Source organism: Streptomyces sp. NPDC048411, from assembly GCF_040704695.1.
GTDB lineage: Bacteria > Actinomycetota > Actinomycetes > Streptomycetales > Streptomycetaceae > Streptomyces.
Genome location: NZ_JBEZKL010000042.1, coordinates 13,722 through 36,891, shown reverse-complemented (window position 1 = coordinate 36,891; position 23,170 = coordinate 13,722). Strand labels below are relative to the sequence as shown.

The 23,170-nt window shown below is 71.0% G+C and carries 24 protein-coding genes; 10 read left to right on the top strand and 14 right to left on the bottom strand.

Annotation, left to right across the window (positions count from 1 at the left end):
• The first annotated feature begins 22 nt into the window (after window positions 1–22).
• Together AB0915_RS17275 and AB0915_RS17270 are read left to right on the top strand one after the other, a co-directional pair.
• On the top strand, window positions 23–529 hold the full coding sequence (locus tag AB0915_RS17275) for an Lrp/AsnC family transcriptional regulator (RefSeq protein ID WP_366691882.1): 507 nt from the start codon (window positions 23–25) through the stop codon (window positions 527–529).
• A gap of 121 nt (window positions 530–650) precedes the next feature.
• Window positions 651–2,336, top strand: a complete 1,686-nt coding sequence (locus AB0915_RS17270; protein ID WP_366691881.1) for a DUF885 domain-containing protein — start codon at window positions 651–653, stop codon at window positions 2,334–2,336.
• 489 nt (window positions 2,337–2,825) lie between these two features.
• Here the strand turns inward: AB0915_RS17270 and AB0915_RS17265 are convergent, their stop codons facing one another.
• Window positions 2,826–3,314: a rhodanese-like domain-containing protein gene (locus AB0915_RS17265; RefSeq protein WP_366691880.1), complete on the bottom strand. Its 489-nt coding sequence runs from the start codon at window positions 3,312–3,314 to the stop codon at window positions 2,826–2,828.
• Between the two features lie 94 nt (window positions 3,315–3,408).
• On the opposite strand from AB0915_RS17265, the gene AB0915_RS17260 reads away from it, so the two are divergent.
• Window positions 3,409–3,855 carry an Lrp/AsnC family transcriptional regulator gene (locus AB0915_RS17260; RefSeq protein ID WP_366691879.1) on the top strand — a complete coding sequence of 149 codons (447 nt, stop codon included), beginning with the start codon at window positions 3,409–3,411 and terminating at the stop codon, window positions 3,853–3,855.
• Here the strand turns inward: AB0915_RS17260 and AB0915_RS17255 are convergent.
• The 3 genes from AB0915_RS17255 to AB0915_RS17245 all read right to left on the bottom strand — a co-directional run bounded on the left by AB0915_RS17255 (window position 3,845) and on the right by AB0915_RS17245 (window position 8,977).
• Complete coding sequence (locus tag AB0915_RS17255; RefSeq protein ID WP_366691878.1) at window positions 3,845–6,931, bottom strand: SMC family ATPase; 3,087 nt, start codon at window positions 6,929–6,931, stop codon at window positions 3,845–3,847. The genes AB0915_RS17260 and AB0915_RS17255 overlap by 11 nt on opposite strands.
• Entirely contained in the window at window positions 6,928–8,094 is a 1,167-nt protein-coding gene (locus AB0915_RS17250; protein WP_366691877.1) for an exonuclease SbcCD subunit D, read from the bottom strand. Before AB0915_RS17250 ends, AB0915_RS17255 begins: the two co-directional genes overlap by 4 nt.
• A 256-nt stretch (window positions 8,095–8,350) precedes the next feature.
• Entirely contained in the window at window positions 8,351–8,977 is a 627-nt protein-coding gene (locus AB0915_RS17245; RefSeq protein ID WP_366691876.1) for a YigZ family protein, read from the bottom strand.
• A 59-nt stretch (window positions 8,978–9,036) separates the two neighbouring features.
• Between AB0915_RS17245 and AB0915_RS17240 the strand changes: the two genes are divergently transcribed.
• Both AB0915_RS17240 and AB0915_RS17235 read left to right on the top strand, forming a co-directional pair.
• On the top strand, window positions 9,037–9,462 hold the full coding sequence (locus AB0915_RS17240) for a CoA-binding protein (RefSeq protein ID WP_366691875.1): 426 nt from the start codon (window positions 9,037–9,039) through the stop codon (window positions 9,460–9,462).
• A gap of 124 nt (window positions 9,463–9,586) precedes the next feature.
• Window positions 9,587–10,366, top strand: coding sequence for an AAC(3) family N-acetyltransferase (locus AB0915_RS17235; protein ID WP_366691898.1), 780 nt, complete (start codon window positions 9,587–9,589; stop codon window positions 10,364–10,366).
• A 425-nt stretch (window positions 10,367–10,791) separates the two neighbouring features.
• Here AB0915_RS17235 and AB0915_RS17230 read toward each other — a convergent pair whose 3' ends face one another.
• Both AB0915_RS17230 and AB0915_RS17225 read right to left on the bottom strand, forming a co-directional pair.
• The gene (locus AB0915_RS17230; protein WP_366691874.1) at window positions 10,792–11,352 is read right to left on the bottom strand and encodes a YbaK/EbsC family protein; all 561 of its coding nucleotides are present in this window, start codon (window positions 11,350–11,352) and stop codon (window positions 10,792–10,794) included.
• Window positions 11,353–11,408: 56 nt separating this feature from the next.
• A complete protein-coding gene (locus tag AB0915_RS17225) occupies window positions 11,409–11,981 on the bottom strand; it encodes an XRE family transcriptional regulator (protein ID WP_366691873.1) in 573 nt (190 codons plus the stop codon).
• A gap of 92 nt (window positions 11,982–12,073) precedes the next feature.
• Between AB0915_RS17225 and AB0915_RS17220 the strand changes: the two genes are divergently transcribed.
• A complete protein-coding gene (locus AB0915_RS17220; protein ID WP_366691872.1) occupies window positions 12,074–12,940 on the top strand; it encodes a DMT family transporter in 867 nt (288 codons plus the stop codon).
• A gap of 70 nt (window positions 12,941–13,010) precedes the next feature.
• Here the strand turns inward: AB0915_RS17220 and AB0915_RS17215 are convergent, their stop codons facing one another.
• Complete coding sequence (locus tag AB0915_RS17215; protein ID WP_366691871.1) at window positions 13,011–13,748, bottom strand: acyltransferase; 738 nt, start codon at window positions 13,746–13,748, stop codon at window positions 13,011–13,013.
• Window positions 13,749–13,892: 144 nt separating this feature from the next.
• Here AB0915_RS17215 and AB0915_RS17210 point away from each other — a divergent pair, with 144 nt between their 5' ends.
• Window positions 13,893–14,423, top strand: coding sequence for a gamma carbonic anhydrase family protein (locus AB0915_RS17210; protein ID WP_366691870.1), 531 nt, complete (start codon window positions 13,893–13,895; stop codon window positions 14,421–14,423).
• 43 nt (window positions 14,424–14,466) lie between these two features.
• On the opposite strand, the gene AB0915_RS17205 is transcribed toward AB0915_RS17210, so the two are convergent.
• Window positions 14,467–15,126 (bottom strand): DedA family protein, encoded by a 660-nt coding sequence (locus AB0915_RS17205; RefSeq protein ID WP_366691869.1) that lies wholly within the window; start codon window positions 15,124–15,126, stop codon window positions 14,467–14,469.
• A gap of 155 nt (window positions 15,127–15,281) precedes the next feature.
• Window positions 15,282–15,719 carry a DUF4442 domain-containing protein gene (locus AB0915_RS17200; protein WP_366691897.1) on the bottom strand — a complete coding sequence of 146 codons (438 nt, stop codon included), beginning with the start codon at window positions 15,717–15,719 and terminating at the stop codon, window positions 15,282–15,284.
• A gap of 167 nt (window positions 15,720–15,886) precedes the next feature.
• Here AB0915_RS17200 and AB0915_RS17195 point away from each other — a divergent pair, with 167 nt between their 5' ends.
• Window positions 15,887–16,918 (top strand): hypothetical protein, encoded by a 1,032-nt coding sequence (locus tag AB0915_RS17195; protein WP_366691868.1) that lies wholly within the window; start codon window positions 15,887–15,889, stop codon window positions 16,916–16,918.
• Window positions 16,919–16,980: 62 nt separating this feature from the next.
• A complete protein-coding gene (locus AB0915_RS17190) occupies window positions 16,981–18,285 on the top strand; it encodes an MFS transporter (RefSeq protein WP_366691867.1) in 1,305 nt (434 codons plus the stop codon).
• Here AB0915_RS17190 and AB0915_RS17185 read toward each other — a convergent pair.
• From AB0915_RS17185 to AB0915_RS17165, 5 genes are all read right to left on the bottom strand, one after another.
• The gene (locus AB0915_RS17185) at window positions 18,247–19,092 is read right to left on the bottom strand and encodes a fused MFS/spermidine synthase (RefSeq protein ID WP_366691866.1); all 846 of its coding nucleotides are present in this window, start codon (window positions 19,090–19,092) and stop codon (window positions 18,247–18,249) included. The two genes, AB0915_RS17190 and AB0915_RS17185, sit on opposite strands and share 39 nt — an antisense overlap.
• A 22-nt stretch (window positions 19,093–19,114) precedes the next feature.
• Window positions 19,115–19,960 carry a patatin-like phospholipase family protein gene (locus AB0915_RS17180; RefSeq protein ID WP_366691865.1) on the bottom strand — a complete coding sequence of 282 codons (846 nt, stop codon included), beginning with the start codon at window positions 19,958–19,960 and terminating at the stop codon, window positions 19,115–19,117.
• A 68-nt stretch (window positions 19,961–20,028) separates the two neighbouring features.
• Window positions 20,029–21,198 (bottom strand): elongation factor Tu, encoded by a 1,170-nt coding sequence (gene tuf, locus AB0915_RS17175; RefSeq protein WP_037690479.1) that lies wholly within the window; start codon window positions 21,196–21,198, stop codon window positions 20,029–20,031.
• Window positions 21,199–21,291: 93 nt separating this feature from the next.
• Window positions 21,292–21,459 carry a hypothetical protein gene (locus AB0915_RS17170; protein WP_366691864.1) on the bottom strand — a complete coding sequence of 56 codons (168 nt, stop codon included), beginning with the start codon at window positions 21,457–21,459 and terminating at the stop codon, window positions 21,292–21,294.
• A gap of 90 nt (window positions 21,460–21,549) precedes the next feature.
• Window positions 21,550–22,266 carry a DNA alkylation repair protein gene (locus AB0915_RS17165; protein ID WP_366691863.1) on the bottom strand — a complete coding sequence of 239 codons (717 nt, stop codon included), beginning with the start codon at window positions 22,264–22,266 and terminating at the stop codon, window positions 21,550–21,552.
• A gap of 49 nt (window positions 22,267–22,315) precedes the next feature.
• Here AB0915_RS17165 and AB0915_RS17160 point away from each other — a divergent pair, with 49 nt between their 5' ends.
• A complete protein-coding gene (locus AB0915_RS17160) occupies window positions 22,316–23,029 on the top strand; it encodes a TVP38/TMEM64 family protein (protein ID WP_366691862.1) in 714 nt (237 codons plus the stop codon).
• Window positions 23,030–23,170: the final 141 nt, after the last annotated feature.

Below are 23,170 nucleotides of genomic sequence, written 5' to 3'. Positions count from 1 at the left end.
AACACCGTGCTACGTTCGGCGAATGGCCGATTCCGTCGTTCTGGACCCGGTGGACCTGCATATTCTGCGGCTGCTGCAGAACGATGCCCGGACCACGTACCGCGAGCTCGCCGCCGAGGTCGGGGTCGCACCGTCGACCTGTCTGGACCGGGTGGCCCGGCTGCGCCGCTCAGGCGTGATTCTCGGCCACCGGCTGCGTCTCGACCCGGCCAGGATCGGCCGTGGCCTGGAGGCGCTGCTGTCAGTGCAGGTCCGCCCGCACCGCAGAGAGCTCATCGGCCCGTTCGTCGAGCGGATCAGGGCGTTGCCGGAGTCCCGTGCGCTCTTCCATCTGACCGGCCCCGACGACTATCTGGTCCACGTGGCCGTTGCCGACACCGCGGATCTACAACGGCTGGTGCTCGACGAGTTCACCTCACGGCGCGAAGTCGCCCGGGTGGAGACGCGGCTGATATTCCAGCAGTGGGAGTGCGGGCCGCTGTTGCCGCCGGCCGCCACGGCGCCCGGAAGGACCGCAGCATCCGAATGACCGGTTCCGGCCACCGCGGTCGGTGATCCGCGTCCTCCACGTCGAACCGGAATGAACTGTGTCAATTCCCTGCGATCTATTGATAGTGACGCGGGCCCCCTGGCCGTACGAAGATGTCCGCATGTCAGACACTACGAACAGCGCGCTGCCCCGCCAGGTCGCCGACGCCTACGTCGACGCATTCATCGAACTCGACCCGATCTCAGGCACCTACCTCGGTGTGGTGGAAAGCTCCCGCCGTCTTCCCGACTTCTCCCCCGCCGGGCAGGAAGCCCTTGCCGAACTCGCCCGCGCCACCCTGGTGAAGCTCGACGCCGCCGAGCAGCTCCCGGGCGCGGACAGCGACGCAGAGCGCCGCTGTGGCCGTCTGCTGCGCGAGCGGCTGACCGCGGAGATCGCTGTCCATGAGGCCGATGAAGGCCTGCGGGCCGTCTCCAACCTGCACTCACCGGCGCACAGCGTCCGCGAGGTGCTGACGGTGACGCCGACCGAGACCGATGAGGACTGGGCGGCGATCGTGGAGCGGCTGCTCGCGGTTCCTGGAGCCCTGGAGGGGTACCGCGCCTCGCTCGCGCTCGGACTGGAACGGAAGCTGTACGGCGGTCCGCGCGCCACCGCCACCTTCATCGGCCAGCTGACCGAGTGGGTCGGGCAGGACGGAACAGGGTTCTACCAGGGCTTCGTCGCCGCGGGCCCGGACTCGCTGCGCGCGGATCTGGACGACGCCGCCCGGCAGGCCGCGGAGGCCACGGAGGCGCTGCGCGACTGGATGCGCGATGTGTACGCCCCCGCGGTCGAGGGTGCGCCCGACACCGTGGGCCGCGAGCGGTACGCCCGCTGGTCGCGTTACTTCAACGGTACCGATCTGGATCTCGACGAGGCGTACGCGTACGGCTGGTCCGAGTATCACCGGCTGCTCGACGAGATGAAGACCGAGGCCGCGAAGGTGCTGCCCGGGGCCGGCCCCTGGGAGGCGCTGGCCCATCTCGATGTGCACGGCAAGCACATCGAGGGTGTCGACGAGGTTCAGGCCTGGCTGCAGGGCCTGATGGACGAGGCGATCGAAGCCCTCGACGGCACACACTTCGAACTCGCCGAGCGGGTACGGAAGGTGGAGTCCCGGATCGCACCGCCCGGCGGCGCCGCGGCCCCGTACTACACGGGTCCGTCCGAGGACTTCTCGCGCCCCGGCCGCACCTGGCTGCCCACCATGGGCGAGACCCGCTTCCCGGTGTACGACCTGGTCTCCACCTGGTACCACGAGGGTGTCCCGGGCCACCACCTGCAGATCGCCCAGTGGGCCCATGTCGCCGACAGTCTCTCCCGCTACCAGGCGTCGATCGGCATGGTCAGCGCCAACTCGGAGGGCTGGGCGCTGTACGCGGAGCGGCTCATGGACGAACTCGGCTTCCTGCCCGACGCGGAGCGCCGCCTCGGCTACCTGGACGCGCAGATGATGCGTGCCTGCCGGGTGATCGTGGACATCGGCATGCATGCGGAGATGGAGATCCCCGCGGACTCCCCCTTCCACCCCGGTGAGCGGTGGACACCCGAGCTGGCGCAGGAGTTCTTCGGCAACCACAGCGGCCGGCCGGCGGATTTCGTGGAGAGCGAGCTGACCCGCTACCTGTCCGTGCCGGGGCAGGCCATCGGTTACAAGCTGGGCGAGCGTGCCTGGCTGCTGGGCCGGGAGAACGCGCGCAAGGCGCACGGCGACGCGTTCGATGCGAAGGCCTGGCACATGGCTGCCCTGTCGCAGGGGCCGCTGGGTCTGGACGATCTGGTCGACGAGCTGTCGAAGCTCTGACCCGGACGGTTATCGACAGGAAGGCGGTCGAGCCCCGTTCGGTACGGTGGGCCCGGCCGCTTCCCCAGCGCCTCCGGCGACGAGACAACCGGTGGCGCTCACGGCGTCGTCGGCCTTGGCGGCATTGGCGGAACCATCCGGCGCGGGGCCCGGGATCGTGAAGGACGTCGTCAGGTCCCACCAGCACGAGTGGCACGAGGGGTGCCCTGTACCGGAGTTGACGGACCGGGCGCACCTTGCCCCGGTCGCCGGACGGTTCTGCGAGCTGCCGTGAAGGTCGGTGACGGCCAGGTCGGCGGCCTGCCCGTGGGAGCCGGCGCCGCGCCTCTGTGCACCGCCCTCATCGGGGCCAGTCCCGGTCGCAGCGCCTGAAGCCGCGCTCGGCGTCGATGACCCGCCCGGTGGTCGGCCCTCCTGCGGTGACCACCGGGCCTGCCAGACCGGTTTCCGACGCTCCTCGCGGGCATGACGGCCCGCGACGCCGGCCGTTCAGCAGCCGCAGTCGTCGGAGTCGACCGGAGCGGTGAGCGCGTCCGCGGTACGCCGCTCGCGTCCCTCCCAGGTCTCGAACTCGAAACCCTCGCGCGCCCAGTACTCGAAACCGCCGAGCATCTCCTTGACCTGGTAGCCGAGTTCGGCGAGTGCCAGCGCGGCGCGGGTGGCGCCGTTGCAGCCGGGGCCCCAGCAGTATGTGACCACGGGGACGGCCGGGTCGAGGAGATCCCGGGCCTGCTCGGCGATGAGCGCGGTGGGCAGGTGAATCGCACCGGGGACGTGCCCCTGGTCCCAGGAGGCGGTGGACCGGGAGTCGAGGACGACGAATCCGGGGTCACCGTCGGCCGCGAGAGCGGCGGCGACATCGGAGACGTCGGCGTGGAAGGCGAGCGAGGCGCCGAAGTACGCGACGGCCGCGGCCGGTGTGGCCGGGGGAACGCGGAGGACCGGATTGGCTGCGGAGGCGGTGAGCTGTGAAGTCATGACCAAAAATCTACGACCAGCGATCCTTTACTGGAAGACGAGATCCCCGGCACAACTCTTGATCCGCCGGGAAATTCCCTGTTGTCTCTGAGACATGACCGACTATTCCCCGGACGCCACCGACTGGCGCATCCTCGATGTCCTGCAGCGTGAGGGACGGGCGACCTTCGCCGAACTGGCCCGCGCCGTCGCGATGTCCCCGAGCGCGGTGACGGAGCGGGTGCGCCGCCTCGAGGAGGCGGGAATCATCAGTGGTTACGCCGCCGTGGTGGACCCGGAGGCGCTCGGACTGCCGATTCTCGCCCTCGTACGGCTGCGCTATCCGAACGGCAACTACAAGCCGTTCCACGATCTTCTCGACGCGACGCCCGAGATCGTGGAAGCCCACCATGTCACCGGCGACGACTGCTTCGTACTGAAGGTCACCACTCGCTCGATGAGCCACCTGGAGGAGGTCGCGAGGAAGATCGGCACGCTCGGTTCCGTCACCACCAGCGTCGTCTACTCCTCGCCCCTTCCCCGGCGGCCGATCAGCCGCTGACCCCGTCGGCCGTGCGGTGGAACACCGCCGACCCGTGCCGCTCCTTGACCACTTCGAGCTGAGCGGGGATCCGGCGGCGCAGATCGCCGACGTGGCTGACGATGCCGACGCTGCGGTCCCGCTCGCGCAGCGAATCCAGTACATCGAGGACCTCGTCCAGGGTCTGGTCGTCGAGGCTGCCGAACCCCTCGTCGATGAAGAGTGTGTCCAGCCGGACCCCTCCCGCCTCGTCGGTGACGACGTCGGCGAGACCGAGCGCCAGGGCCAGGGAGGCGAAGAACGTCTCGCCGCCCGAGAGCGTCGCCGTGTCGCGCTCACGGCCGGTCCAGGCGTCGACGACATGCAGCCCCAGGCCGGACCGGCGGCCTCCGGTGCGGGCGTCGGAGTGGACGAGCGTGTAGCGGCCCGACGACATCCGCTGCAGCCGTGCGGTGGCGGCGGCGGCGACCTGTTCGAGCCGGGCGGCAAGTACGTACGACTCCAGCCGCATCTTCCGTTCGTTGTCCGCGGAGGTGCCTGCGGTGAGCCCGGCCAGCCGGGCCACCCGGTCGTACTCGTCGCGCAGCGGTCCCAGCGTGCGCACGTCCTCCGCCGCGCGGCGGGACAGCCGGCCGAGTTCGGCGCAGCGCTCCCGGGCGGCGGCGCGCGTGGCGGCGGCGTTCCGCAGCCGTCCCTCGGCCGCGTCGTACGCGGCCTGTGCGGCGTCGGGGTCGGCCTCCGGGTGCTCGGCGGCGGCGCGGGTCTCGGGCTCGGCGAGCCGTTCGGCGACGGCTGCGGCCTCGGCCTCCCAGGCATCGATCCGGTGCTGGATGTCGCGGTGCTCGGCGTCCGTGAGCAGGGTGGCAGCGGCAGCCTCAGGGGTGTCGAACCCGGCCCGGAACGCGGCGTCCGCGAGCCGGCCGTCGGCCTCCTTGCTGCGCCGCGCCGCCAGCTCCTCGGCGCGCACCGCCTCGGCGGCGTCGGCGAGCAGAGCCACCCGGCGTTCCAACAGGGCGGCGTGCGCGGCGACGCTGCCGGATTCGCCGCGAGCGGCCGTCAGCTCGGCTTCCAGTCCCGCCTGTTCCCGATCAAGCCCTTCCCGCCGCGAAATCCGGGCGGCGGAGCGGCGCTCGGCCTGCTGCCGCGCTTCGAGCCGCTCGCTCTGCTCCCGCTCGGCGACCGCGAGGGCCTCGCGCGCGGCGTGCATTCCGGCGGCGGTACGGTGCGCATGGGCATGCTCGGCCGCCAACTCGGCTACCAGCGCCTCAAGTTCGACAACGGCGGGTTCAGTAGCACGGGGCCCGTCATCGGCAGTCCCGGCAGCTCCACGGTCAGTGGCATCGTCGGCAGCGGTCCCCACCACGGGCAGCGCCGCGGCACGTGCCGCCGCGTGCTTCTCCCGTACGGCTCCGAGCTCCCGATCCGCCTCCGTACGCGCCTGCTCGGCCCGCCGGTACACGGCGAGAGCCGCCTCCTCGGCTGCCCGGTCGACATGTCCGTCCGCTGCGCGCGCGGGTTCCGGGTGGTCGCCCGACCCACAGACCTTGCAGGCCTCGCCGTCGACGAGTTCCGCCGCGAGCTCGGCGGCGATGTCGCGCAGCCGCTGTTCGCGCAGCCCAAGCCACCTCTCGTGTGCGCCCAGGGCGCGCTCGCGGGCCGCGGCCAGCCGGTCGGCCGCATCCGTCGCCTCGGCAGCGAGGGCGTCGCGGCGACGGGCCGCGTCCAGGCGGCGGCGGGCCGGCTCAAGCCGCCCCGCAAGGTGTTCGGCGCGGGTCGCGGACTCCTGTGCCGCCTCGATGCGTTCCTGCAGTTCGCGGCGGGTGGACTCCCAGCCCACCAGCCAGCCTTCCACCTCCTGGATCAGTTCGTCGTCGGCGCGGGCCTGGCGTTCCAGTTCGGCCCGCTCGGTGTCGATCTCCGCGCTGCGCCGCTCGGCACGACGCGCGGCGTCGAGACCGCCGAGCTCCTGCCGGAGCCTGCGTTCCAGGGTTGCCAACTGCTCGGCACCCGCGTCGACAAGGGTGTCGGGCAGCTGGGCGCGGGCGCGCTCACGGGCCTCTCCGGCAGTCCGGTAGGCACGTTCGGCCTCGTCGCACAGCTCCAGTGCGGGGGCGACGAGTTCTGCCTTGCGCGCCCGTTCGAGCCGCTCGCGCTGCCGGTCGCGCTCGGGGCGGCGGGCTTCGAGCTCGGCGGTGCGGCGACGCGTCTCCTCGTACCGCTGCTGGAGTCTGGCGAGTTCGCGTGCGGTGTCGAGTTCGCGGCGGGCGAGGGCCTGCCCACTCTCGGCGGCGGAGAGTACGGACTCGGCGATGTCGAGCCGTTCCCGGGCGTTACTGCGGGCCACCGCAGCCCACTCCAGTACGCCGTCCGCGAGTCCCGGATCGCCGGGCCGGGCGTCCGGCAGGGGCAGTTCACCGGCAGCCGGTCCAGCGGCCTGAGCGATCCGCTGGGCGATCCCGAGGATCTGCTCGTCCCCGGCCTTGACCTGCGACTCGGTGGCGCGGCGCAGTTCGGTAAGCCGTTCCTCGACGGCCGCGAAGCGGCGGGTGTCGAAGAGTCTGCCGAGCAGTTTGCCGCGGGCTTCGGCATCGGCGCGCAGGAAGCGTGCGAAGTCGCCCTGCGGCAGCAGCACCACCTGGCAGAACTGGTCCCGGCTCATCCCGACGAGCTGGGTGATCTCCTCGCCGATCTCCTGGTGCGAGCGGCTGAGCGCCCGCCAGCCATGCTCGGGGTCGCACTCGCGCAGCCAGCTCTGCGCCTTCTCGGTGGTGAAGCCCTCGCCCTTCTTCTTGGGGCGGGGCTGGGCCGGGCGCCGGGTGATCTCCAGGCGCCGTCCGCCGACGGTCAGTTCCAGCCGGACCTCGGTGGGGAGTCCGGCCGGGGCATGATCGCTGCGCAGTGAGGTGCCGGGGCTCTGGCGGGCTCCGGGCACCGCGCCGTACAGCCCGTAGCAGACGGCGTCGAGGACGGAGGTCTTCCCCGCCCCGGTGGGTCCGTGCAGCAGAAAGAGTCCGGCGGCGGAGAGCGCGTCGAAGTCGACTTCCTGGGTGGCGCCGAACGGGCCGAAGGCGGTGAGGGTGAGCCGGTGGAGTCTCAACGGTTCACCTCGCGCACGCCGTCGTCCACCCGTACGTGGTCGAAGGCGCCGCGCAGCACCGTCCGCTCCTGGTCGTCCGCCCCGTTCCCGCCCCGGACATGCGCCACGAAGTCCTCCGCGATCTGCTGGTCGTCGCGCCCCCTGAGGCGCTGTGCGTACGAGGCGAGCGGGTCCTCGGGGGCCCGCTCGGGTTCGAAGGCGAGGCTCAGGGTGTGCGGAAACCTGTCCAGGAGGCGGGCCATCGGCTCGTCCGGACGGACCGGGTCGGTGAGGGTCGCCTCCACCCATGCCTCCTCGTGCCGGGCCAGCGCGGGGTCTTCGAGCAGGGTGTCGAGGCGGCCGCGGAGGCGGGCGAGCGGGCGGGGCACCGGGCAGTCGATCCGCTCAGCGGTGATCGTTCCGGTGGCTCCGAGGTCGATCAGCCACATGGTCTTGCGGTGGGCGACCTCGGAGAAGGAGTACGCGAGGGGTGAGCCGGAGTAGCGCACCCGGTCGGTGACGGCCTGGGAACCGTGCAGATGGCCGAGCGCCGTGTAGTCGACGCCGTCAAAGACTCCGGCGGGTACGGCGGCCACACCGCCGATGGTGATGTCGCGCTCACTGTCGCTGGGTTCGCCGCCCGCGACGAAGGCGTGGGCGAGCACCACGGAGCGGGTGGATTCCGGCCGGGTGGCGAGGTCGGCGCGGACCCGGTCCATGGCGGCGGTCAGCACCGCCTCGTGTCCGGCCCGCTCCGCCTTGAACACGTCCTTGACGAGGGCCGGTTCGAGGTAGGGCAGCCCGTAGAACGCCACATCGCCGTGCTCGTCGTGCAGGACGACGGGGGTGGCGCACTCCGCCGGGTCGGTACGCAGATGGATACCGGCCCGTCCTATCAGTCCCGCACCGACGCCGAGCCTGCGGGCCGAGTCGTGGTTCCCGGAGATCATCACCGTGGGTACGTCTGCGGCGGCGAGCCGGTGCAGGGCCCGGTCGAAGAGCTCCACGGCGGAGAGCGGGGGCACGGCTCTGTCGTACACATCACCCGCGACGACGACAACATCGACCTCGCGCTCACGGACGGTCGCCACCAGATGATCGAGGTAGGCGGCCTGTGCCTCCAGCAGCGAGACGCGGTGGAACGACCGCCCCAGGTGCCAGTCCGATGTGTGCAGAATCCTCAAGACCTGGCTCCGACCCGCATGTCTCTCTTCCTTCGCACCCAGCGTCCGCGCCTGCCGTGCCCGGGAGCCGCACCGGACCGGCGCAGGAGCGCACGGTCGGCGCCGACCACGCTAACGCCGCTGCGCCCCTGATCCCTCACGAGCCTGCTTCCTCACAGCCCACAGTCTCCCATCGCCGTGCACCGCCTCCGACGCGTTCGGCGAAGAAGACCGATCCGCATTCCGATGCCGAGCCGTCCCACCCCGCCGAGCGCGTTCAGGTGTCCCCGTACGCCTCGCCGCCCAGCTCCAGCAGCGCCTCGCCCGCCGTCGTATCGGCCAGCCAGCGCCGGAAGCCCTCGACATCCGCGTCCGGCAGCCCGATCTCGATGATCACCGCTTCCTGGTACCGGACCTCCCGGACGGCCCGTCCGGTGGCGCGCAGATCGTTCTGGAGCCTGCCCGCCCGCTGGTGGTCGACGGTGACCGTGGCGAGCCGGAACCGCTGCCGGGTGATCGTGCCGAGCTCGTCGAGCGCCTCGCCGACCGCTCCTCCGTACGCCCGGATGAGCCCTCCCGCGCCGAGCTTCACCCCGCCGTAGTAGCGGGTGACGACGGCGGCGACGTACCGCATCTCCCGGCGCATCAGCATCTGCAGCATGGGCACGCCCGCGGTGCCGCCGGGCTCGCCGTCGTCACTGGCCTTCTGTACGGAGGCGTCGGCGCCGATCACGTAGGCGAAGCAGTTGTGGGTGGCGGTCGGGTGTTCCCTGCGGATGCGTGCGACGAAGTCCTGCGCCTCCTGCTCGGTGGCGGCGGGGGCGAGCGCGCAGATGAAGCGCGATCGGTTGATCTCGGTCTCGTGCACGCCCGCTCGGGCGACTGTCCGGTACTGCTCCTGCATCCGTCCACCCTATGCGCAGCAGTGGGAATGGCCCGCGGCCGCGGTCCGTTGTCCGGATCATGTACGCAGACACTGCAGAGGCCGAAACAGAGACGATCCGCAGGATTCTCCAGGACACGGGCGACACCTGGGCCGTGGTCGGACTGTCCGGCAACGAGTCGCGCGCGGCCTACCGCGTCGCCGCGGTCCTCCAGCAATTCGGCAAGCGCGTGGTCCCGGTCCACCCCAAGGCGGAACGGGTGCACGGCGAAGAGGGATACGCGTCGCTGGCCGACATCCCGTTCCCGGTCGATGTCGTGGACGTCTTCGTCAACGGCGGACTGGCGGGCGCCGTCGCGGACGAGGCCGTCAGGATCGGCGCGAAGGCGGTCTGGTTCCAGCTCGGCGTGATCGACGACGCTGCGTACGAACGCACCCGGGCGGCCGGACTCGACATGGTGATGGACCACTGCCCGGCGATTGAAATACCCCTTCTTGACCGATAAGCGGTATATCGCCCCTCGGCCGAATGTGCGGGGTATCACACCTAACACTCCGCTGGGAGAATGCCCCCTTGTGACTGTCATCAGTGCGCCGAGTGCCGTGAACGTCGCCCACCGCCGAAGCCGGCTGGCCGGTCAGCTGTCCCGACTCGGCGTGGAGCGGAGCGGCGCCCTCCTGGTGCATGCGTCGATACGGGCGGTGGGAGCGGTCAGCGGCGGGGCCGGTGCCGTGATCGGTGCGCTGCGGGACGCGCTCGGCGAGGACGGCACCCTGATCGTCCCGTCGTTCACACCGGAGAACTCCGACACCTCCCCCCAATACCGCAACCGGGTCCGCGGCCTCACCGACCACGCCCGGGAGGCGGTCCGCGCGAGCATGCCGCCGTTCGACCCCGCCACCACGGCCGCACCGTCGATGGGCCGTCTCGCGGAGACCGTACGGCTCACCCCGGGGGCGGCACGCAGCAGCCACCCCCAGACCTCGTTCGCCGCCCTCGGCCCCCTCGCCGGCAAGCTGGTCGCGCACCATCGCCCCGACTGTCACCTCGGGGAGGACTCACCGCTGGCCTGCCTCTACGACGTACGGGCTCAAGTGCTGCTGCTGGGCACCGGTTTCGACTCCTGCACCGCGTTCCACCTCGGCGAGTACCGCGTCCCCACCCCGCCCCGCCGCACCTACCGCTGCGTGGTGACCACCCGGGGCAGGCGCCACTGGTGGGAGTACGAGGACGTGGCACTGGACGACAGCGACTTCGCCGCGCTCGGGGCGGAGTTCACCCGCACTGACAACGGCGCGGCGGTACGCACCGGCCCGGTGGGCTCGGCAACCGCCCGCCTCTTCGACTTCACCGACGCGGTCGACTTCGCCACCCGCCGACTTCCGTCGCTGCGGGGGGCGCGGGCGTAACTTGCACCCGATGACCAGCTCGCCCGGGCGTGCCATCTCCTGAACGGCGCACAGGACATAGCCGTCATCGACGAGATCACCTACCAGGTCCAGTTCACCGCTTCCGCCCAAGCCGACGGAGCCGAGGACTCCGCAGAATGGGGAAGCAGTCGGGAAGCCACCGTCGGCATCGAGTTACGCGGGCTTCGGCATCGCGAGGACTTCGCGTCGGATTTCATCGATCGGGGTCGGCCCATACCTGCACAAGGACTAATGTTTCCCGGCTGGTTCACGGCGAAGGCAATGTGCGAGGTCGAGAACGTTTTCGTCAAGGTGCGCGTCATGGACCGCGTCGGAGATATGCACGAACGGTGCATCAACCTACCGAAGGGGGCAAATCGCTCACCCCGCCACCCCGACGCTCCGCCATTTTGACGACCCACGCCTCACACCTCCATACCGAGCCCCTCGACAAGCACCGCGTTCGGCAGCAACGCCAGGGCCTTGCCCGGGACGATCAGCTTGCCCCGGCGACTCCCGCTGCCGATCAGTACCCATTCCTGGTCGACCACCGCGGGATCGAGCAGCAGGGGCCATTCGTCCGGGAGCCCGATCGGGGTGATGCCCCCGTACTCCATGCCGGTCTCGCCGACTGCCGTGTCCATGGGCGCGAAGGAGGCCTTGCGGGCGCCGAGGTGCTTGCGGACCGCCCCGTTCACGTCGACGCGGGTGCGCGAGAGGACGACGCAGGCAGCCAGGGTGACGTCGCTCCCACGCTTGCCCGCCACCACGACACAGTTGGCCGAGCTGTCGAGCAGGTCGGCACCGTGGTGTTCGACGAAGGCCGCCGTGTCCGCGATCGCCGGGTCCGTGTCGACGTGGAGGATCCGGTCGGCGGGGACGTCTCCCCATCCCTCGCTCACGGCCTTGGCGACCGGCGGGGTGAGGAGGCCGAGGCGGTCGACGGCTGGGCCGGCGTTCTCGAAGGAGCCGATGGGTGCGCGCATGGATGCAACTTAACAAGGCCTGTGCGGGGCCCGGTTGGCCGTCTCAGCCGGTGAACTCAGCGCACCGGGGGGATGGAGACCGCCATGGTGAGCTCGGTGGGCTCGGCGCCGTCGTTGCGGTAGGTGTGCGGGTGGTGCGCCTCGAAGGTGGCGGAGGTGCCTGCGGGTACGGAGTGCGCCTCACCGTCGACGACCAGGGTGAGTACGCCCGTGGTGACGTGCAGGAGTTCGACGGTGCCTTCGGGATGCGGGTCGGAGGCGCTGCCCTCGCCGGGCATCAGGCGCCAGGACCAGAGTTCGAGGGGACCCCTGGCCTCCGTACCGACGAGGAGGGTCGTGGAGCTGCCCGCCTCGGTGGACCACATACGCACCGCCTGACTCTCGGGCACCAGCCGCACATGGGAACCCTGTTCGTAGTCGAGCAGGGTGGTGATGCTGACACCCAGCGCGTCGGCGAGCTTGACGGTGGTGCCGACACTCGGGTTGGTGCGCGCCTGCTCGATCTGGATGATCATGCCTCGGCTGACACCCGCACGGGCGGCGAGGGCATCCAGGGTGAAGCCGCGTTCGCCGCGCCAGCGCTTGAGGTTGCGCGCGAGCGACTGCGTGAGCTGGTCGAGGTCAGACACATTCCGTCCAATATTCTGGATGACAGAGTCGAAAATACTGCACTACGGTGTGGTGCACCCACTCGTTCATCGCACTGTACTGCGAGGCATCCATGACAGCACTGTTCGCCCTGGCCACCAGCCTGCTGTGGGGGCTGGCCGACTTCGGCGGCGGGCTGCTCACGCGACGTGTGCCCGCGCTCACGGTGGTCGTCGTCTCGCAGACCGTGGCAGCCCTCGTGCTGGGCGTCGTCGTGGTCGCGACCGGGGGCTGGAGCGAGGCAGGACCACAACTCTGGTTCGCCGTCGCGGCGGGCGCGGTCGGGCCGGTCGCGATGCTGAGCTTCTACAAGGCGCTGGCGCTCGGTCCGATGGGGGTCGTCTCCCCGCTCGGATCGCTGGGCGTCGCCGTGCCGGTGAGTGTCGGGCTGATCGTCGGCGAGCGTCCCGGTCTGCTGCAGTTCGCCGGCGCTGCCGTGGCGGTCGTGGGCATCGTGCTGGCGGGCGGGCCGGAGCTGCGCGGGGCACCGGTCCGGCGTCGGGCGGTGATGCTGACCCTGGTGGCGGCCTTCGGCTTCGGGGCGGTGATGTCGCTGATCGCGGAGGCTTCCACAACGGTCTCCGGGCTTTTCCTGGCACTCTTCGTGCAGCGCCTCACCAATATCGCGGTCGGCGGTACGGCCCTGTACGTATCAGTGCGCCGCGGAGGGCGTGCGCTGCCCGAGGAGGGAGGGGCGGCCGTGATCCGGGCCTCGCTGCCCGCCCTGGCGTTCGTCGGCCTCGCCGATGTCGCAGCCAACGGCACGTACTCGATCGCCGCGCAGCACGGCCCGGTCACCGTGGCCGCGGTACTCGCCTCGCTCTATCCCGTGGTCACGGCCCTGGCCGCACGCGGGGTGCTGGGTGAGCGGCTGCGCACCGTGCAGGCGGCAGGGGCCGGTCTGGCTCTGGTGGGAACGGTTCTGCTCGCCACCGGGTAGGCGGCGGACTCGTGCCAGGGGTGTCCAGCAGGTCTGGCCGGACCCCGCTCCCTGATCCGAACGAAAGACCCTAGTTGTCTTCCAGTTCCGCGACGGCCAGCAGCTGCTCGGGCGTCACGCCCTCCGGGATCGGCACCGGGGCGGGCGTGCGCAGGGGCGGCTGCCAGCCCTTCTCCGGGTCCCAGCTGCGTACGACACGTGCGGGCGCACCGGCCACGACCGCGTGGTCGGGCACCTCGCCACGGACCACCGCGCCCGCCGCGACCACCACGTTGCGCCCGAGCCTGGCTCCCGGCAGGACCACCGCACCCGTGCCTATCCAGCAGCCGGGTCCGATGGTGACCCGCTCCATGCGCGGCCACTGCCGGCCGACCGGCTCGTGCGGATCGTCGTAGCTGTGGTTCGTCGACGTGATGTAGACGTACGGTCCGCAGTACGTGTTCGACCCGATGGCCACCGTGGTGTCGGCGACGACGTGGCTGCCGCGGCCGAGCACCACGCCGTCCCCCAGGGTCAGGATGGGTTCCGAGCCGAGGTCCAGGTCCGGCATGAGTCCGGCGGTCAGGGTGACCTGTTCGCCGATGATGCAGTGGTCGCCGAGCTCGATCCACGGTTCCCCGAAGACCGTGCCCTGGGGGAACGCCAGCCGGGTCCCCTCGCCGATACGGCCGAACCGCAGCCCGCCCGGGTGTTCCGCGGTGATCGCGCCGGCCTCCTGTACCGCACGCCAGCCGCGGTGGACGGCTCGGGACAGGAGGCGCCGTCGCCAGGCGGTGAGGGAGGAGAACGTGTTGCTGTTCTTGGGCACTCGCTCACCGTAGTCGGCGCACCCGGGCCGGTCACCGTGGCCCCTTGTGATGTTCACCCCACTCACCGGCGGCCGTCCGGCTGTCACATACGGTTCCCCTGGCGCGAACGGGCAACCACGGTCGCAGACACGGAGGAACGGGCGATGGCAGAGCAGGCGTTGATCACGGGCATGGGCGGCCACGAGCCGGACATCGACGCGGACGCGTTCACCGCGCCGACGTCGGTCGTGATCGGCGAGGTGACCCTGGCAGCGGGCTCCAGCGTCTGGTACCAGGCTGTCCTGCGGGCCGACTGCGCTCCCATCGCCATCGGTGCCGGCAGCAACATCCAGGACAACTGCAGCGTCCATACCGACCCCGGGTTCCCCGTCACGGTCGGCGAGCGCGTCTCGGTCGGACACAACGCCGTACTGCACGGCTGCACCGTCGAGGACGATGTTCTCGTGGGCATGGGGGCCACGGTCCTCAACGGTGCGCACATCGGCGCCGGTTCGCTGATCGCGGCCCAGGCACTGGTACCGCAGGGGATGCGGGTGCCGCCGGGCTCGCTCGTCGCGGGCGTGCCCGCCAAGGTCAAGCGCGAGCTGACCGAGGAGGAGCTCGAGGGCATCACGTTCAATGCCGTCGGGTATGTGGAGCTGGCCAAGGCGCACCGTCAGGCGCACGAGGGCTGAGTGACGGACGAGCGGTCGGCCCGGTGAGCCGGGCCGCCCGGGCTCAGTCCGCTGCCGGTACGGTCTCCGCCTCGGCCACGGTACGTTCGGCGGACTGGGCCGCCGCCTTCTTGGCCCGGTTCCGGAGGACCAGCATCGAGGTCAGCCCGATCAGTACGGCGACCACCAGGCCGAGCCAGGAGAAGCGCTTGAGCCAGGCCTCGGCGACGACTCCGACCGAGTAGACGACCGCCGTGGTCCCGCCCGCCCAGACGATGCCGCCGAGCACATTGGCGATCAGGAACTTCCAGTACGGCATGCGCAGGACGCCGGCCAGCGGTCCGGCGAAGATACGCAGCAGCGCGACGAAGCGGCCGAAGAACACCGCCCACATGCCCCACTTCTGGAACGACCGCTCCGCCATGGCGATCTGGTCCTCGCCGAAGTGCTTGGGGAACTTCCCGCCGAGCCGGGCGAGGAGCGGCCGGCCGCCCTTGTGGCCGATGGCGTATCCGATCGAGTCCCCGATGACCGCCCCGGCGGTCGCACAGGCACCGAGGATCACGGGGTTGATGCCGCTGTGTCCGGCGGCCAGCAGCGCCGCGCTGACGAGGACGATCTCGCCCGGCAGCGGAATGCCCAGGCTCTCCAGACCGATGACGACGCCCACCAGGACGTACACGCTGACTGCGGGGACTGTCTCCAGCCACTCCTGGATGTGCAACGCCGGTTCCTCCCGTGCTGATGTGCCGTCGCCCGTCGGGCAACTCCTCGGCGCACGGCGGGCAGCCTACCTGTCGTGCCACCTGCCCGGACAGTGCGATGGGCCGCCCCGCACCCCCGATGGGGCGGGACGGCCCAGCTGGGGAGGCAGGCCGCTCAGGCGTTCGGGCGGAGCGTCCACACGACGGTCATCTCGCCGGTGACCGCGCCGTCCGCACGCCGGATCTCGATGGCGACAGGAAATTCGGGCCGCTTGCCCGCGTCGAGTTCGGCGACGACGTCCGCCACCGGCCGGCCGAGGATCGCGGTGGCGGTGACGACGCCCATCGCGAGCTTCTTGTAGCCGATCTCCGCCTTCACGGCGAGCGGTACGGCGCGGGACATCTGGTCCCCGAAGGCGGCGATGACGATCGCGCCGCTGGCCGACTCCGCGAGCGTGAACATCGCTCCGGCGTGCGGTCCGCCGACGTGGTTGTGGTAGTCGGCCTGGTCCGGCAACCGGACGACCGCGCGCTCCGAAGTCGTCTCGAGGAACTCGAGGTTGAGGGTCCTGGCCATCGGAACCGTCGCGAGGAGCATGTCGGCGACTGTCATCTGTTCAGTGCTCATGAACCGAAGGTTACTCACGAGTAGGACTGTTTGGCCATCCCCGGATCACGCCCACACATTCCCCCTCGGCATCCGTGTGGCCACCGCCTTGACCGTTCCTTCACGGGGGCGGGCGTGATCGACCGGCCACCGTCCCTCTATGGTTACTCGCCATGTGGCCAGGACAGCAGCCGCCCGGGGGCGAGCAAAACCCGCAGAACCAGAATCAGAACCCTTACCAGCAGCCGGGATACCAGCAGCCGAATCCCTATCAGCAGCCCGGATATCAGCAGCATGGCCAGCCGGGGCAGCAGCCGGGATACCAGCAGCCGAACCCGTACCAGCAGCCCACCGTGCCGCAGTACGCGGTCTCGGGCCCGCCCGGTGCACCTCAGCCCGGGGGCGACAACAAGAAGAAGACGACCGTCGTCGCGATCGTCGCAGCCACCGCAGTGGTCGTGGCCGCCGCGGTCACCGGCGTCGTGGTGATGAACAAGGGCGGCAGCGACGTCGCCGACGACGGGCCGTCGTCGTCCCCCGCGAAGCCGTCCGAGGGCCCGTCCTCCGCGGTGCCGAACCCTCGGGGCACCGACGGGGACGCCAAGCCTCTCATCGCCGGCTGGAAGGTCGTCACCAACCCCAAGTGGGGCACCCAGTTCGACGTACCCGGTGACTGGGAGGTCGGGGCGCCCGGTACGTCCTCGTACTTCGAGGACGACAAGAAGGGCGACGGCTCGCCGCTCATCGGCTTCTCGGCGCCGGCGTACTTCCAGAGAAAGTGGTGCGTCGACGACGCCGACAAGGACGGCACCAAGGAGGAGTACAGCCTGGCCAGTGCGGGCACCCGCGGCGCCGAGGGCGCCACGGACGCCGACGCCAACGCCCACAGCGAGGCCGGGACCTGGGCATGGGCCGCCTACGCGCAGCACATGCCGCAGAAGACGATCAAGATCAGCAAGGCGAAGAAGTACACCACCCAGTCGGGTCTGACCGGCAGCCTCGTGACGGCCACCGCCCCCAATGTCACGAAGAAGAAGAAGTGCGACTCCGACGGCAAGACCATCGCCTTCACCTTCAAGAACAAGAACGGTGACTTCTCCTCCTGGGTCCTCTACGGTGCCGACTCCGTCAAGGACGAGCTCCCGGACGCCACGATCATGAAGATCCTCAGCACGGTGCGACTGACCGAGGTCACCGCCTCCTGACCTGCTCCCCTGCTCCGGCAAAGCACTTGGCAGGGCGGGGGCCCGGCAGCGATAGTTCCCCGGTGACTCCTGCCGGCATCCCCCGTCCCCGCATCCGCCGCCCCGCCTGGGCCGGCCGCAACTACAGTCTGCTGACCGCCGCCGCGATCATCACCGGCCTGGGTACCCACGGCGCGTTGATCGCCGCGGCGTTCGCCGTCCTGCAGTCCGGTGGCGACGGCGGCGACGTCGGCCTGGTGGCAGCCGCCCGTACCGCGCCGCTGGTGCTGTTCCTGCTCATCGGCGGCGCCATCGCGGACCGGGTGCCACGCCACCGGGTGATGGTGGCGGCGAACGCGCTCAACTGTGTCTCGCAGGCCGCGTTCGCCTGGCTGGTCCTGGCCGGCGACCCGAAGCTGTGGCAGATGATGCTGCTCACCGCGTTGTGCGGTACCGGGCAGGCGTTCTTCAACCCGGCGGCCGAGGGCATGCTGATGTCCAGTGTCAGTGGCGAACAGGTCGGCCGCGCCTTCGCACTCTTCCGGATGTCGATGCACGGGGCCGCCATCGGTGGTGCCGCGCTCGGCGGTGCCATGATCGCGGCGATGAATCCGGGCTGGGTGCTGGCCGTCGACGCGGCGGCCTTCGCGGTGGCCGGTGCGCTGCGCGCCTTCCTGGACGTCGCCCACATCCCGGCGCGGGAGCCGGGCGGCGGACTCCTGTCCGATCTGCGCGAGGGCTGGCAGGAGTTCATCGGCCGCCCCTGGCTGTGGTCGATCGTGGCGCAGTTCTCGGTGGTGGTCGCCGTGGTCGGTGCCGCCGAGTCGGTGTACGGGCCACTGGTCGCCCGGGACGAACTCGGCGGCGCCCGCCCCTGGGGATTCGCGCTCGCCACCTTCGGGGTCGGCACGCTGTGCGGGGCGCTGCTGATGATGCGCTGGAAACCCCGGCGGCTCCTGCTCGCCGGGACGCTCTGCGTCTTCCCGCTGGCCCTGCCGTCGGCGGCGCTGGCCGTACCGCTGCCGGTGGCCGGACTCAGTGCGGTGATGTTCGTCAGCGGCGTGACCATCGAGGTGTTCGGCGTCTCCTGGATGACGGCCCTGCATCAGGAGATCCCGGAGGAGAAGTTGTCGCGGGTATCGGCGTACGACTGGTTCGGATCGGTGGCGATGCTGCCGCTGGCCACCGCGGTAGCCGGTCCCGTGGAGAACCTGGTCGGGCGCGGTCAGGCGTTGTGGGGCTGCGCGGCGCTGGTCGTGCTCTGCACGGGGGCCGTGCTGTTCGTACCCGACGTACGCAACCTGACCCGCCGGACGGTAACCATCGAGGTTGCGTCAGGGAAGACGCTGTCAGCCGATACCGAAGGAACCGTCGGGCGGCTCGGGTGAGGCGACCGCGTCGGCGTCCCCGACCGGCCGTGCCGCGCCGATGAGCCGGGCCAGACCGGCGCCGTGCTCGACCCGGGCGGGGAAGACGTCTGCGGCGCAGCGGCGGGCCAGGTCCGCGGTGTCGAGGGGGCTGCGGGAGGCGACCAGGACGTGGTTCCCGAAGCGCCGACCGCGCAGCACCGCCGGTTCGGCGATCAGCGCGAGCTCTTCGAAGACGGCGGCGAAGTTGGCCAGTTGCGAGCGGAGGAATGCGAAGGGCGCGCCGTCGGCCAGGTTGGCGGCATAGACACCGTCGTCCCGAAGAGCCCGCCCGGCCGCCTGCGCGTACTCGACGGAGGTGAGGTGCGCGGGCACGCGCGATCCGCCGAACACGTCCGCGATCAGGACGTCGACGGTGCCGGGTGGCGTCTGTTCCAGCAGTCCGCGGGCGTCGGTGCCGTGCACGGTGATGCCGCTGTCGTCGGGGAGTGGCAGATGCTCGGAGACCAGGGCGAGCAGACCCAGGTCGGCCTCGGCGACGACCTGCCGGGAACCCGGCCGGGTCGCGGTGACATAGCGGGGCAGGGTGAGGGCGCCGCCGCCGAGGTGGAGTACGTCGAGAGGCACGTCCGGTTCCGCGGCACAGTCCAGGACATGGGCGAGCCGTCGGGCGTACTCGAACTCCAGGTGGACCGGATCGTCGAGGTCGACGTACGACTGGGGTGCGCCGTCGACCGTGAGCAGCCAGGCCCGGTCCCGATCCACGTCGGGAAGGAGTCTGGCGGTGCCCTGGTCCACGTCTCGGATCACGGGTATCGGCTCGTTCACTCCCCCATTGTGGGGTGCCGGTTCAGCTGCCGACGACCGCGGCGACCGCTTCGGTGTGCGCCGCGGACTGCGCGAGTCCGGCGCGCGCGGCGGCCGCCCGGCGGCTCGGGTCGAGCAAGTTGCGGCCGAATGCCTTCTTGGCGGCCGCGTCCGGGGTGATGACCACGACCCGGGCACCCTTCGCTTCGAGGTCGGTGGCCTGGGACCGGGGGGAGATGATCACCTTGTTGCCACTGGCCGTCGGTGCGATGACGACGACGCGCTCATACCCTGCGGCCAGATGAACGTTGGCCGGGGAGTACACCCCGCCGTCGATCCAGTCCTGCCCGTCGATGGTGGCGACCGGCCAGACGGCGGGGACGGCGCAGCTGGCGGTGACGGCGTCGGCGAGCGGGACACCGCTGTCCTTGTCGAAGATGTGGAGTTCACCCGTGTCCGCGCGGACGGCGGTGATCCGCAGCTGCCGCTCGGGCCAGTCGGGCGACAGGAGCCGGCTCGCGATCAGCTCCTGCCGTTCGGCCGCGGTGATGGCGGTCCGGGTCTCCCGCGCCATCCGGGCCAGCTTCTGCCCGTACGCCTCCGGGGTGCGCGAGGTCAGCACCGCCCGGGCGTAGCGCATGAGGGCGGCGGTGCCGAGCTTCCCGCCGGTCTCGCCCTGCGGATCGGCCAGCTGACGTGCGTACAGTTCCGGGAGGCCGAGCAGGCCGGAGGCGAGCTGAGCGCCGACGAGGGCCCCGGCGGAGCTTCCGATGACGAGATCCGCGGTGGACAGGTCCACGCCCGCCTCGGCGAGCCCGTGGAGGATGCCGGTCTCCCATGCGCCGCCGGTGGAACCGCCTGCTCCGAGCACCAGTGCAATATCTGCCATGCCGTCAGTCTCGCCCATGGCACCAAGCCCGCCTCCCTTGGGGTCGGTTGGCGGGCCCGGTGCCCGGATCAGAGCAGGCCAGTGACGGTGCCCGCGCCGACCGTGCGGCCGCCCTCGCGGATCGCGAAGCCGAGCCCGGACTCCAGCGGGGTGTCGCGGCCCAGTTCGACGGTCATGGTGACCGTGTCGCCGGGGCGCGCCACCGCCGCTTCGCCGAGGTCGATGTCCCCGACGACGTCCGCGGTACGGATGTAGAACTGCGGCCGGTAGCCGGTGGTGACCGGCGTGGTCCGGCCGCCTTCCCGCGCCGACAGGACGTACACCTGCGCGGTGAAACGACGGCTCGGCGTCACGCTGCCGGGCGCCGCCACCACGTGGCCGCGGCGGACCCGGTCGCGCTCCACCCCGCGTACGAGCAGCGCCACGTTGTCACCGGCCTGCGCGGACTCCATCGGCTTGCCGAAGGTCTCCAGGCCGGTCACGACCGTCTCGATGTCCGCGCCGAGCACGGAGACCCGGTCGCCGACGCGTACGGTGCCGCGCTCGACCGCTCCGGTGACGACCGTGCCCCGGCCGGTGATGGTCAGGACGTTCTCCACCGGCAGCAGGAACGGCGCGTCGGTGTAGCGCACCGGCATCGGTACGTACGTGTCGACGGCGTCCAGCAATGCCTCGACGGACGCGGTCCAGCGCGGGTCGCCGGCCAGCGCCTTCAGTCCCGAGACGCGGACGACGGGGACGGTGTCGCCGCCGTAGCCGTGCGCGGAGAGCAGCTCGCGGACCTCCAGCTCGACCAGGTCGGTCAACTCCGGGTCGCCCGCGTCGGCCTTGTTGAGGGCGACGACGATGTGGTCGACGCCGACCTGGCGGGCGAGCAGGACGTGCTCGGCGGTCTGCGGCATGATCCCGTCGAGCGCGGACACGACAAGAATCGCCCCGTCGAGCTGCGCGGCGCCGGTGACCATGTTCTTGACATAGTCGGCGTGTCCGGGCATGTCGACGTGCGCGTAGTGCCGGGTGTCGGTCTCGTACTCGACGTGCGCGATGTTGATGGTGATGCCGCGCTGTGCCTCCTCCGGCGCCCGGTCGATGCGGTCGAACGGGACGAACGTGCCGGTGCCACGGTCACTGAGGACCTTGGTGATGGCGGCTGTCAGGGTGGTCTTGCCGTGGTCGACGTGGCCCATGGTGCCGATGTTGAGGTGCGGCTTGGTGCGCACGTATGCCGTCTTGGGCATGGCTCATTCCTTGGAAACTCGAAGCTGAGAGAGAAGACCCCAGGGCCCCGCCGACCCTCCCCTTACGGGGTCCGCCGGACTGTCGGGGGAGGGTCAGCTTCGGGCGCCGCCGATGGGCGCTGCGGCAGCGGTGAACACTGCTGCGTCGACTGCGGCTGCTGCCGCGGTGTTTGCGGCGGCAGCGAGGAAGAAAGGGATGACGGCAGCCTTCGGCGCGTCCGCGACTGCGGACTGCGCTGCGAGGAAGGCGTACCGGAACATGGGTCCGATCATGGCCGACGGCCGCGACCCCGTCGAATGGTTTTCCAGCCGGGCGCCCGTTTTGTGAGCTCCTCTCACGACGACCGCGCCTCAGAGGTGCTTCATGGCCTCGCGTACGGACAGTGGCGAGAGCCGGTCCCGGGCGCCGTCGACGAAGCCCCTGACAGCCCGCGGATCGGTCTTGGCGTACTCGCGCAGGCACCAGCCGATCGCCTTGCGGATGAAGAAGTCGGGATGATCCGCCTGGCGCAGGCAGTAGCCGAAGAGCCGTTCGGTGTCGGTGGCGTCCCGGTAGCGCAGTTGGTACAGCAGGGCGGTGCGGGCGATCCACAGGTTGTCGTCCTCGATCCACTTGTCCATCACCGCCTTCAGCTCCGGGTCGGCGGCGACGAGGGGTCCTGCGACATGGGCGGAGAGCACATCGACGGTGTCCCACCAGGGGACGGTGGAGACGAGGTGCCGTACGACGGGCAGGAACCGGGAGGAGCAACGGGGCACGTGGCGGCGCAGATAGTCGGCGGCGAAGTACTGGTACTCCCGCTCGGGCAGCTGCCAGCAGCGCAGGGCGACGGCCGCGCAGTCCACCTCGTCGGGACGCCCGGTGCCGTCCAGGACCGTGCGTGACAGGGCCCGGCGCTGCGGGGTGGGGATGCCGAGGAACGGGGCGACGTGCTTCATGTACGCGGCGGCGGAGGCGGCCCGCCCACGATCGGCGGCCGTGGGGTAAAGGAGCGTCAGACGCGCCAGCACGGTGTCGGCGAGCTCGCTCGGCGGCACGCCGGGAGCGGCTTCGGCTGCTGGGCTCATACGGTGCACATTACGGCGATCACCAGCACATGTCGGTTAGTCTCCCCGAATGCTCGACCCCGTCCCCGCCGCCCGGCCCGCCACCGGCCTCGCCGTGCGCTGCACGAGGGCGCTGCTCTCGCCCTGGTCCCGGTTCTCGCTGCTCGTGGCCATGCTGCTGGCCGCCGCGGCGACCACGCTGCTCCTCGATCCGCAGCGCCTCCTGGCCCATGGCTGGCCGTCGCAGCTGAAGGGTGGCAGCGCAGCGGTCCTGCTGTTCGGCCTCGCGTACGGCCTGTCCACTGTGGCATTCGTGCCGCGGCCGCTGCTCAATCTCGCCGCGGGTGCGCTGTTCGGGTCGCCGGCCGGTCTGGCGGCCGCCCTGGCGGGCACGGTGCTCGGCGCGGGCATCTCGTTCGGGCTGGGCAGGGTGCTGGGGCAAGACGCGCTCCGTACGCTGGTGCGCGGGCGCTGGCTGACGGCTGCGGACGGGCAGCTGAGCCGGCACGGCTTCCGTTCGATGCTGGCGCTGCGGCTCTTCCCGGGGGTTCCGTTCGCCGCCGCCAACTACTGCGCCGCGGTCTCACGGATGGGGTATTCGCCGTTCCTGGTGGCCACCGGGCTCGGCTCGATCCCGAACACCGCCGCCTACGTCGTCGCGGGCAGTGAGGCCTCGTCCCCGACATCGCCCGCGTTCCTGGCGGCGATGGGCTTCATCGTGCTGACGGGCGTCGGTGCGGCCGTCGTCGCCTGGCGCAAGCGGCACCGCCTCGCCGCGGACTGAGCCTGTGAGCCGGACTGCGGCCCGGTGCCCCCCTGACATCACCGGGGGTTCGCGGTGGGTGCGGGGGCAGTCGTACCCCTGTTCACCGAAGGGCGATACGCTGCCCGCGCACCACAGACGATCACGGGCCCGACGTGGCCC